The organism is Candidatus Xiphinematobacter sp. (assembly GCA_016766635.1).
Classification (GTDB): domain Bacteria; phylum Verrucomicrobiota; class Verrucomicrobiia; order Chthoniobacterales; family Xiphinematobacteraceae; genus Xiphinematobacter.
In genome coordinates, this window is record CP068473.1 from 523293 (window position 1) to 535203 (window position 11911).

Consider the following 11911-nt stretch of genomic DNA (forward strand, 5'->3'; position numbering starts at 1 on the left):
CCGTGCGTATCGAAGTTCAAGTTCCAGAAGTTGGGGAGTCAATTTCCAGTGGCGTTCTGTCCGTTTGGCACAAGAAGGATGGAGAGCAGATTCATGTAGGAGAAGCGCTTTTTTCTCTAGAAACAGACAAGATTTCCACTGAGATAAATGCACCTGAATCAGGAGTGATAGACACGTTGGTAAGTGAGGGAGAGGAAGTTAGAATTGGCCAAATAGTTGCAACCATCGAGACTACCTCTGCCGGGGCGGCAAGTTCTATCTCCCCTCCTCTTGTGGAGCCTAAGGAGACATCTATGGCCTCATCTGCCAGATCGGAGGAGAAGAAAGAAAAAAAGCAGCAGGAAGACAATCTCCCCCCAAAAGAAGCGGAGGAGAAGAAGGAGCGTTCCCTGGTCACTCGCAAGCGGCTTTCTCCACTTCGCAAGAAAATTGCGGCCCAGCTGGTATCTGCACAGCAATCCGCGGCTATTCTGACTACATTCAATGAGTGCGACATGAGTGCAGTTATTAGGATTCGTAAGCGTCTCCAGGAGGAATTTCAAAAGCAACATAAGGTGAAATTAGGCTTTATGTCTTTCTTTATTAAAGCCGTAGTGAGTGCATTACGGGCTGTACCTATCATTAATTCTCGAATAGAAGACGACGAGCTGATCCAGAACCACTTTTACAATATCGGCGTAGCTGTGGGTACTGAGCGTGGGCTGATTGTCCCTGTACTACGCAACTGTGAGCAAAGGTCCTTTGCAGATCTTGAGCGTGAACTGTTAAGCTTTGCAATGAAAGCGCGATCAGGTGAGATAGCCCTTGAAGATCTGCAGAACGGCATATTTACCATTTCCAACGGAGGAGTGTATGGCTCCCTATTAAGTACTCCGATCCTTAATCCTCCTCAAAGTGCTATTTTAGGGATGCACAAGATTCAAGAGCGGGTGACTGCCTTGCAAGGGCGGATGGTAGTTCGCCCAATGATGTATCTTGCTCTCAGCTATGACCACCGCATAATTGATGGGAGGGAAGCAGTAACTTTTTTGGTTCACATCAAGGACTGTGTGGAGAATCCAACCCGCTTGCTTGTAATGCCCTAAATCTTCGTCTGGGTATCTAGTCTGTTGGCTGGTTTTTTCTCGTTTCCGGTACTAGATGAGTCTAGCACGTTCCCATAAAGGTGGTTAGTATGGAAATGGTCTTTGAGGCTGGAAAGACCGCTCTTGTCCTCCTAGAGGTTGTACTGATCTTTAACTTCATCATCATTGTCCACGAGCTGGGGCACTTCTTTGCCGCCCGCCGATGTGGGTTAAAAGTAGATAGATTTTCTGTTTGGTTTGGTCCCGCCCTATGGAAAAAGACCGTTTCTGGTGTGGAGTACAGGTTGGGTTGCGTTCCAGCTGGCGGGTTTGTCTCCATTCCGAACATGTCCTCTGTGGAGCCTATTAATAAAACACCGGATGGCTGTTTTCCGGTAGTTTCCCCATGGAGGAAAATCTTTGTTGCGTTCTCTGGGCCTCTTTTCAGTCTACTACTAGCATTTGTCTTTGCGGCTTTGGTCTGGGCGCTTGGGAGGCCGATAAGTGAGTCTGAAGCCACGACAGTCATAGGCTATATAGATCCTAATGGGCCAGCTGCTGGTGCTGGCATCCATGTGGGGGACAAGATTCTTGCTATAGATGGGCACCCCGTTAGCCGCTTTGCCGGCGCAGGGCAGGTTAATGACACTATAGTATGGAACGTAGCGCGAAGTGAAAAGCCCACTATTCGAATCTCCTTGGTCCGTGGGGGTAAGCGGCTTGCTTTTGATATTAGGCCTGTAGTTCCTCAGACAAATAGTTTGGGGAGAAAGGGATTCCGTCAGATCGGAGTCGCTCCTGCTCAGCTTCCCGTTATCGCTAATATTTTTGAGAATAGTCCTGCTTGGCGAGCAGGATTACGAAAAAGGGATGCCATCGTGGCTACCAACGGTCAGAAGGTTTACAGCGTTAGGGAGCTTGCCGACATTATAAAGGTAAGGGGCATACAGCCACTAAAATTGACGGTTCAGCGTGCCGAACACACTCTGCAAGTGGCTGTTACCCCATGCATACTGCAGGGGAAGCAGTCACCGTGTCTCGGGATCCTGTGGGATAATCGGGGGAGAGTGCATACCTCTCATCCTAACCCTATTGACCAAATAATTGCAGGAGTACAAACCGTCTGGGAAACCCTGATGGCAGTTGCTTCCAAAAAATCAGAAATTAAAATGCAACATTTGAGTGGATTTGTTGGTATCATGCGTCTGTATTACCTAAGTTTTGTAGCCCCGGAAGGTTGGAAGATGGCGCTTTGGCTTAGCGTGGCACTTAACGTGAACGTGGCTGTCCTTAATCTGTTTCCTATCCCCCCATTGGATGGAGGTCATATTCTGCTTTCTGTAATTGAGTGGATTCGGAGAAGGCCTGTTCAGGAAAGCGCCCTAGAGAAGGTGCAGATTGCGTTTACCCTCTTGTTAATCGGGTTCGTGCTCTATCTAACTTTCTATGATATTCAAGACTTTCCATGGGGGTTCTCCGAACAGTTACCTCCAAAGAGATGAATTTTCCCATCTCTCATTAGATCCGTGAAGGCGTTTCCTGCTTTCTACTATCGGAAACGATCCACACAAACGGTCAGTGTGGGTCAGGTGATCATCGGTGGGAATAGTCCCCTCTGCATTCAATCTATGATTACGGCCGGCACTATGGATACTGAGGCCTCTGTGCAGGAGGTTATGGAGTTAGCCGAAGTAGGTTCTCAGATAGTGAGAATTACAGCTCCCACAGTCAGGGAAGCACATAATCTTAGGGTAATTAAGAGTGAGCTCGCGACTAGGGGGTGCAATGTCCCACTGGTGGCTGACATTCACTTCAAGTCTGGAGCGGCTATGGAAGCAGCCAAGTGGGTAGAAAAGGTTCGCATTAATCCCGGCAACTACGCAGATTCAAAAAAGTTTTCCATTCGAGGATACACTGATGAGGAATACAGGATGGAACTAGTGCGAGTTCGGCGGCTGTTTGAGCCTCTTGTCGCCCTCTGCAAAGCACGCGGGATTGCCCTGCGTATCGGAGTGAACCATGGATCACTAAGCGATCGTATCATGAACCGCTATGGTGACACCCCTCTTGGGATGGTAGAGAGTGCCATGGAGTTTGCAAATGTTGCTCGGGATCTCGGTTACCATAACTTGGTCTTTTCCATGAAAGCATCTAGTCCCAAAATGATGATTGCCGCCAACCGTCTCCTTGTTGCACGGCTTTCCGAGGCTGGGTTGAATTATCCCCTCCATTTAGGAGTTACAGAGGCTGGCAATGGAGAAGAGGGCCGCATCAAAAGTGCCATTGGAATTGGTAGTCTCCTGCACGATGGAATCGGCGATACCGTTCGTGTTTCTCTAACAGAGGATAGTATCCATGAAATCCACTTTGCCAAGGCGCTGATTGATCCCTTTCTTTCCAAGGAAAATGAGGTGCCTCTCTTTGAGGATTTCCCGCCGTCCTTTAGCTACTTTTCCTACTCTAGGAGGGCCACGCACCGCATCCTCATTCATGGTATTCCCGTTGGGGGTGAGGAACCCATCCGAGTTTTTACTAGTAGGGAAAGGTGGAATGTCCTTAGCCAACGGTTCCCTCAAATGGGGGAATGTCGGCCGGAGATTGTGCTCGAGAACTCTGGGATAAAGAGCGTGGACCCGAGAGATCAGCGTGCCGTGGGTCTTCTATGCGAAGAAACCATCCCCAGACTGGTCACCGTTGCGGATGGTATCGACCTGTCCCCCATCAGTGCTTTTCGTTTACTTGCTGCCCGCATCCCAGCCTATCATCCCATCCTTTTGAAGGACACGCTTTTTCCTACTTTAGTTAGACATGATCCTCTCTCTAGCCTCTTGGAGGCATCCATACATATAGGTTCCCTGATTTGTGACGGTATTGGTAATGCTGTCCTTGTTCAGGGGGAACAAGAACCTGAACGATCCGTACGGATTGCCTACAATATTCTCCAAGCATCTGGAGCAAGGCTTTCCAAGACAGACTATGTGGCCTGCCCTTCTTGTGGACGCACTCTTTTTAATCTCCAGCAAACAACTTCGCACGTTAAAGCCGCAACTTCCCACCTTAAGGGTGTGCGGATCGCCATTATGGGGTGCATCGTTAACGGACCTGGAGAAATGGCCGATGCAGACTTTGGATACGTAGGTGGTGCCCCAGGCAAGGTTAATCTCTACGTTGGGAAGACCCCGGTCAAATTTAACATTCCTGAGAAGGAAGCTGTAAGTTGTCTCTTGGATTTGATTCGCAAATATGGCAGGTGGGCAGATCCGCCGCTTACGAGTTAGTAAAAAAGAAAAAGGGAGGACGTATCCTCAGCTTGTTGTTGTGTCTCATCGACAAGGTTTGTTCACAACCGGAAAAACGCCGTGGGAAAAGCTCTCAAGGGGCGTGATCTAGCAATAGGGATAAGCGGTCTTCTCCCTTTATTTTTTGCATGGATTATTATACGGAAGGGGCATACCTAAGGATTTCTTACGAAGGCGCAGGGAACTAGGAGTTACTTCCACGTATTCGTCTGGACCGATGAATTCGAGAGCTTGTTCCAGATCCATTTTTACGGGTGGATCCAGCCGGATACACTTCCCTTCGCCCTGGCTTCGCATGTTAGTTAAGTGTTTTACCTTACATGGATTGACTGTAAGATCCTCTGGCCTGGAGTGTTCCCCAACTATCATGCCAACATAGATGTCCTCTTGTGGCCCAATAAAGAGTCTTCCACGCTCTTGGATGTTACTAAGCGCATAGCCGGTGGAGGTTCCGGTTTCCATGGAGATGAGCGCTCCGCCATTTCTTTGTATGGGGATTTCTCCCTTATGGGGGCCGTACTCCCTAAAAAGATGTGTCATCACACCACGCCCTCTGGTAAGGGAAACGAGCTCCGTTTTGAGACCAATTAATCCCCTAGTTGGGAGCACAGCTTCAATATCAATGGAATGGAGATGCTGTTGCATTTTGACAACTTCAGCCTTACGGCGAGAAAAAGATTTGAGAATGTGCCCTAGGCTTTCCAGGGGAACGTCTACATGGACAGTTTCAAATGGCTCAAGCAGGTTTGCAGCATCTGCAGCCCTCTGGCAGACAGCTTCTGGTCTCGAAAGCACTAGCTCGTAACCCTCCCGACGCATTTGTTCAGCCAGCACGGCAACCTGCATCTCCCCCCTAGCCCGGATTTCAAAATGTCCCACTGTCCCTGTATCTAACATTTTCAGAGAGATATTCGTGCGAGTTTCGCGTACAAGCCGCTCGTGGATATGTCGAGCGGTGAGAAACTTACCCTCTTTGCCAGCCATTGGAGAATCATTGACGGTGATACGCATGCTGATGGTGAGAGGGTCGATATCTACAAAAGTTAAAGCGCTGCTGTCCTCCAACTCAGTAATGGTTTCCCCAATGCAAACGTTTTCAAAGCCTGAAAGGCCCACAATATGACCCTCTACAGCTTCCTGGATTTGAATTTTTTCCAAACCCTCGTGTTCAAGGAGGGCAGCAACATTCCCTCGCAGACGACGCCCATCCCGGCAAAGCCGAAACACTGGTCTCCCTACGCGGATTGTACCACTAACCACACGTCCCCAAGCGATCCTGCCTAGGTAGGCACTGTGATCTAAATTGGTAACCAAGAATTGGAAGTATTTTTTGGCCGATGGATGAGGAGGTGGGATATATCGAACGATTGCCTCGAAGAGAGGCTCCATAGTAGTGGAGGAGTGATCCAGCTCTCTCTTGGCGAATCCCGCTTTAGCACTCGTGTATACGTGAGGAAAATCCAGCTGTTCGTCGGTCACATTAAGTTCCAAAAACAACTCAAAAACCATGTCCAACACCTTATTGGGGCGCGCATTTTCTCGGTCAATTTTGTTTATGACAACAATAGGCTTGAGCTTATGGGTAAGTGCCTTCTGAAGCACAAACTTCGTCTGAGCCTGCGGGCCATCATGAGCATCTACCACTAGCAGGACGCCGTCCACTGTTTGCATAACGCGCTCCACTTCTCCACCAAAGTCAGCATGCCCCGGGGTGTCTACGACATTAATAAGGAAATTTTTCCAACGAAAGGCGGCATTTTTGGAACAAATTGTGATCCCCTTTTCCCTTTCAATCTCTATGGAGTCCATAACCCGTTTGTCTATTTTCTGATTAGGACGAAAGGTACCCGATTGGAGAAGGAGTTGGTCCACCAAAGTAGTCTTACCGTGATCGACGTGGGCAATGATTGCAATGTTTCGGATGTCTTCCATAGGCACCTGCAGTGACTCTGCCAGACTGCTTGTTGGCAAAGGCCGCGAACCGTCACAGTAAAACCGGTCGAGGTCCACTTCTACCCCTGGGGAACATAATTGTAAAGCAACCCAAGATTTCTGTTCCACATGCTTATCCCCACCGCCAGTTTCTCCGTGTATGTCCCTCTTCTTTTCTTTAAGGGATAGGCCTGCGGCAACCTCCAGTACTTTTACCTGGACTGGGCATGGGAATTGCCCAGCGGGTTTTTTTACCCTGCCAAGACTCCCCACACACCTGGGTCAGCGTATCACGTTTATTTTTTCTCCTATTCTTCTGTAGAGAACCATGAGATGGACCCCTCCTCTACAATACAAGAGGACCAGTATGGCAACCCGAAAAACTTGTGTACGAGATTCCATTCTACTGGCAGTCTAGTAGAAGGAAAAGGACTTAAGGAACGACTCTTGGTAGGGAGATAGAGGCCGTGTAGGCTACGTTGCAGTCGGTACGTCTTTTCTATAAAACAGCAATTGATTCGTCTACTGGAACCTCTTTTGAGGTTGGTAATAATTTAGATTAGGTTCCCTTTAGAAGCTGGGGTGGTTGGTTTTAGGATCGATGGGGGAGTTCTTTTCCTTTCCATTTTAGCATGTTTTGCCATGACTACCTGTAATTAAGCGGAGAGTTTGTTCTGCTCATGAGAGGACTCGAACCTCCAGGGGTTTCCCCATACGGTCCTGAACCGTACGCGTCTGCCAATTCCGCCACATGAGCAACATAGAACCGACTTTAGTAACTTGGGTAACTTGGTAATTGCTGTGGTTCCTCGCGGAATTCGCAAATGCAGACTACGCGTAGGTCCTCCCTTCATTCCTATCAGAGTGGTCCTAACTCCACCCCGGAGAGAGAACACCAGGGCACCGTAGCTTCCAGCTCTCTCTCTGCGTAAATGGAGCCAACTTCTTCAAGATCCCTCCCCCCAACTGTAATCGTTTTGAGGGAAACCACCACCAACCCAAAAAACCCGCCGAGGGAGTCTCCTAAAAAAACCAATTTGATGGCAAGAAGTTTCCAGAAATCCTCTTGAAATTTTACAGAACAAGCTCGGTAAGGGCCGATTTTCTCTCTCATGCAAAAGGAATGGTACAGTGGCAAGCGGGAGCTTGGCACGCTGGTCCGACAAGTTTTTTGACTCCGGGTATGCCGCCACACAACACCACGCGATTAGGAGCAGAGGAAAACAGTCTGGAAGCAGTTCTCTAGTTCAAGGTTTGTATTAAGCGCGGATGGCCTATCAGGACTCTTGGATTTCTCGTGGTGATTTTTTCAAACAGGCCCGACCGTGGGAACAGCTCTGAAGCATGCCGCCTGCACGGAAGGCACTAACACCTTGAAAATAGATGAGGAATTAGTGGGTAAGTGGATGGTTTACAACTCAAAGATAGCGAACTCTGAGCCCTTGCACTCCTCTCAAATCGTACCAAGGAAAAGTTTCTGGTGTGTTTACACAAAATGTATCCCCCTCTCCGGAGGGACATTTTGATTTGACTCTCGAGGGTACCCTCGCTCATGGATGGGGCTGTTCCTTGCTTGGTTTGGTTGTTTTGATCGGAAAGAAAGCTGGTTTAGGCTAAAGATGCGCAAGGCAATCCCTAGCAGCGCAGCCTTTAAAGAACCGCGTTGGTCTTTGGTGGGTTTCTTTTGCTTCTCCTGCTATACAAAGAAAGGGCGCAGCTTCTGGCTTTTTGGCGAAGATTGTGTTACAGGTTGGCGGCGGGTGTGCGGATGGTGTGAAATACTGGCTGGCTGGGCGATCTCCCTCATAAGTAAGACTTGGGCGTCGCATCATATCAGGCGATGTTCAGGTCATAGACATCTCTGATACTGATCCCACCTTTTTGGAAAGCTGCCTTTTGTACTCGTTATCACGGGTAGAGCGACATCTTGGCTTTCTCCGTCCAGGACTCCATGGTATTGATCATATTGATCAGGTCAGGTCCACTCCGCTTTAGACGGTTACAGTGTCTCTCCCCAGAGCCGAAAAAGGATCCTTGCTTTCCGCACAACAGAATCTGCCGAGGTAACCCTCTGGAGCCAGTACAGGACATCTTAGCTGGGAAAGTAAAATTTCTGAGAGAATGTTTCCCGCAGAGAGGTCTTGACCAGGCTGCGATTAAATCTTGCTAAAGGGATGAGCTATGTAGAGCAGGACAGCCTGCCGGGGTCGCTGTTGGCACGTCAATCAAGTTTTCTCGTAGACTTTTTATCTCCGGAGACCTCGGGACCATTTTATTTCCTGACCCAAGAATGCCTAATCCAAATTCAGGTTAATGCGTGAGTACCTTGACTTCCGCTGCTTTTGCATTCGAGTCAGGCAGGGCTGTGTGGCACCAGGTTATCATTTCTTATTATCACTTTTGGGATGTACGCAAAGGACCTTCTCGCGAAGGGGCGGTAATTCCCCTTCCTAGGCGATCCCTTTTTAGTTTACATTGGCTCGGATTGATTTCTAGGATGGCCTCGTGCCGTGCTGTCATCTACTATCCTTGATCCCCAATGAAGAAGGACAGGCCTTCGTCTCGGGTTGTTGTACCGTTTGGCTGGTCGAGGGAGGCCGGTTGGAGCTGGAGGCCACGTCCGTCGATTTGGGGGTCCTGGAGTTTTTCTGTTTGGGTAGGTACCGAAGCGGCTAAACGGGGCGGACTGTAAATCCGCTGGCTTTTATGCCTTCGCTGGTTCGAATCCAGCCCTGCCCACAGAGCCTCCATATGATGCTCGGGGAGGGACTCGAACCCACACGGATTATTGTTCCACCAGATCCTAAGTCTAGCGCGTCTGCCAATTCCGCCACCCGAGCAAAGAAGCAACCCGGTAAGCCAACCTGCAAGGCCACGGAGCCGATGCAGATCCCAATCTTGCATTTTCCCGTATCTAATTCTCTGTGCAAAGCTTCTCCGCAAGGAGGGCATCACACCTTGTGTCACTGTTTCTTATTCACAAGAGGATAAAAGCAAAAAATAGCGCAGAAGGAAGCAGTCACTTCTTTTTTTTTGAAAAAAACAAGCAGTTGTCTTGGACGTCTGCCATCAGATTGTCGCCCTCACAAATCTTTGCGTCTAAAATCTCGAGGCTCAGTGGATCAAGTAGCTTGTGCTGAATGACACGCTTAATGGGCCTCGCTCCGTAGATGGGATCGTAGCCTTCATGAGCTAGCAAAGCACGAGCGGCGGGGGTTAGTTCTAAAGCAATTTTCTGTTGTGCCATTCTCTTAGAGAGAGAAGCAATTTGCATATCCACGATTCTCTCAACGTCAGTATTAGAAAGTCGGTTAAAAACAATGATTTCATCCACTCGATTGAGAAATTCAGGGCGGAAATACTTGGACAGGGCTTCCTTGATGCGGTGATTGCGTTCTTCTTCCGGTAGATCGCCCATGAAGAACTGGCTGCCGATGTTACTTGTCATGATAATAACGGTATTTTTGAAATCCACAGTACGGCCTTGTCCATCCGTGATGCGACCATCGTCCAATACTTGGAGAAGAACACTGAATACATCCTGATGGGCTTTCTCAATCTCGTCAAAGAGGATGACGGAGTAGGGCTTTCGACGTACAGCCTCGCTAAGCTGACCACCTTCTTCATATCCCACATATCCCGGTGGAGCGCCGATAAGGCGGGCAACACTGTGTTTTTCCGTATACTCGGTCATATCTAGGCGAACCATTGTGTTTTCATCGTCGAATAAAAGCTCAGCAAGAGCTTTGCTAAGCTCGGTCTTTCCAACTCCGGTTGGTCCAAGGAAAAGCAAAGAACCGACGGGTCGCTTTTCATCTTGTAAACCTACCCGTGCACGCCGAATGGCATTGGAAACTGCAACAATGGCCTGCTCTTGCCCAACAATTCGCTGTGTAAGACGCTCTTCTATTTTAAGAAGTTTCTGTTTTTCAGTTTCTTGTAACCTGGAGACTGGAATGCCTGTCCAAGCAGCAACAATTTCTGCAATATTACCTTCAGTAACTTCCTCTTTAAGAAGAGTGGGGGAGGAACCTTGTTTCTCGATCAGCTTCCCGAGCTGACATTGTAATTTCGGAAGGAGGCCATACTGGATCTCACTGGCGCGCTCGAGGTTATTCTGACGTTGTCTGACCTCAAGCTCCCCGCGCAGCTTGTCGATTTCTTCAGCTAATGCCTGAACCTTCCCAATTTCCTCTCTCTCCTTGTTCCAGCGGGATTTCAGCCGAGACGCCGTATCGTTTTTTTTAGTAAGCTCCCTTTCTAGCTTTGCAAGGCGTTCCCGGCTAACAACGTCCGTTTCTTTCTTCAAAGCTTGCTGCTCCATCTCCATCTGCATGATTTCCCGACTAACTTGATCAATTTCTGCAGGCATGGAATCCAACTCAATTTTGAGGCGAGAGGCTGCTTCATCGACAAGATCAACCGCTTTATCGGGGAGGAAACGGTCTGAAATGTAACGACGCGCAAGAGTGGCGGCTGCGATTAGGGCCGTATCCTGGATTCGTACCCCATGGTGGACCTCGTACTTTTCCTTTAATCCACGAAGAATAGTCACAGTATCCTCCACACTGGGTTCATCAACCATGACTGGCTGGAATCTCCTCTCCAAAGCGGCATCCTTCTCAATATATCTTCGATATTCGTCCAGCGTCGTGGCGCCAATAGCATGGAGTTCTCCACGAGCCAGTTGAGGCTTAAGGAGGTTAGAGGCGTCCACAGCACCTTCGGTAGCGCCCGCTCCGACGATGGTATGGAGTTCGTCAATAAAGAGAATTATTCCTCCTACTCTAGTGGTCACTTCTTTTAGAAAAGCTTTTAGGCGATCCTCAAATTCTCCCCGAAATTTGGCACCAGCAATCATGGATCCCAAATCCAATGCAATGATTTTTTTGTTCTTCAGTGCTTCCGGAACGTCTCCGCTGGAGATACGCCGCGCCAAACCTTCCACAATGGCGGTTTTCCCAACACCGGGCTCTCCGATGAGAACTGGGTTATTCTTCGTACGGCGGGAAAGAACCTGCATGGTGCGGCGAATTTCCTCGTCTCGTCCAATGACGGGATCGATTCTGCCACGATCGGCCAGTGCAGTAAGGTCGCGCCCGTACTTTTCTAGGGTTTGATATTTCTCCTCTGGATTTCGATCTATAACTCTCTGGGAGCCACGTGTACTTGCCAACGCCCCCATGAGGTTTTGGCGATCCACACCCACTGTTTTCAGCAAGTGCCCACCCTGTGACTCACCGTTAATCAGCGCGAGAACGAAGTGCTCAGCACTCAGGAACGTGTCCTGAAGCTTTTCCATTTCCTCCTCGGCAGCTCGCATGGTTTGTCGCAGCTGATCCCCCATATATGGGCCTCCTCCACCATAGACGCTTGGAAGGGTTTTAAGCCTCTTCTCCAACTGTTGCTCGAGGTTACCAAGAGCGACTCCCAGTTTTTCTAAAAGTAGAGTAATAACTCCATTTTCTTGTCTTAAAAGACTAAGAAGAAGGTGCTCCGAAGTGAGTTGCTGGTGGCCAAACTTAGAGGCAATGCTGAGGGCGCCGTTAAGGGCCTCTTGCATTTTAATGGTACATTTTTCTAGGAACATAGGGCTATGGGAGAGAGATAGCTTTC

6 protein-coding genes and 3 tRNA genes are annotated in these 11911 nt (G+C 48.9%); 4 read left to right on the plus strand and 5 right to left on the minus strand.

What is annotated here, in order from left to right; genetic code table 11:
- Positions 1-2: 2 nt before the first annotated feature.
- From sucB to ispG, 3 genes are all read left to right on the plus strand, one after another.
- Positions 3-1085 (plus strand): dihydrolipoyllysine-residue succinyltransferase, encoded by a 1083-nt coding sequence (sucB, locus tag JMM79_02295; GenBank protein ID QQY08757.1) that lies wholly within the window; start codon positions 3-5, stop codon positions 1083-1085.
- Positions 1086-1174: 89 nt separating this feature from the next.
- Positions 1175-2566 (plus strand): RIP metalloprotease RseP, encoded by a 1392-nt coding sequence (gene rseP, locus JMM79_02300; GenBank protein QQY08079.1) that lies wholly within the window; start codon positions 1175-1177, stop codon positions 2564-2566.
- A gap of 24 nt (positions 2567-2590) precedes the next feature.
- Positions 2591-4342, plus strand: a complete 1752-nt coding sequence (gene ispG / locus JMM79_02305) for a (E)-4-hydroxy-3-methylbut-2-enyl-diphosphate synthase (protein ID QQY08080.1) — start codon at positions 2591-2593, stop codon at positions 4340-4342.
- A 138-nt stretch (positions 4343-4480) separates the two neighbouring features.
- Here the strand turns inward: ispG and typA are convergent, their stop codons facing one another.
- The 3 genes from typA to JMM79_02320 all read right to left on the minus strand — a co-directional run bounded on the left by typA (position 4481) and on the right by JMM79_02320 (position 7409).
- Positions 4481-6295, minus strand: coding sequence for a translational GTPase TypA (gene typA, locus JMM79_02310; GenBank protein QQY08758.1), 1815 nt, complete (start codon positions 6293-6295; stop codon positions 4481-4483).
- Between the two features lie 675 nt (positions 6296-6970).
- A tRNA-Leu gene (locus JMM79_02315) sits at positions 6971-7052 on the minus strand.
- Positions 7053-7154: 102 nt separating this feature from the next.
- Positions 7155-7409: a hypothetical protein gene (locus tag JMM79_02320; GenBank protein ID QQY08081.1), complete on the minus strand. Its 255-nt coding sequence runs from the start codon at positions 7407-7409 to the stop codon at positions 7155-7157.
- Between the two features lie 1540 nt (positions 7410-8949).
- Between JMM79_02320 and JMM79_02325 the strand changes: the two genes are divergently transcribed.
- Positions 8950-9034, plus strand: a tRNA-Tyr gene (locus JMM79_02325).
- Positions 9035-9050: 16 nt separating this feature from the next.
- Here JMM79_02325 and JMM79_02330 read toward each other — a convergent pair.
- Positions 9051-9135, minus strand: a tRNA-Leu gene (locus JMM79_02330).
- Between the two features lie 179 nt (positions 9136-9314).
- Positions 9315-11885: an ATP-dependent chaperone ClpB gene (clpB, locus tag JMM79_02335; GenBank protein ID QQY08082.1), complete on the minus strand. Its 2571-nt coding sequence runs from the start codon at positions 11883-11885 to the stop codon at positions 9315-9317.
- Positions 11886-11911: the final 26 nt, after the last annotated feature.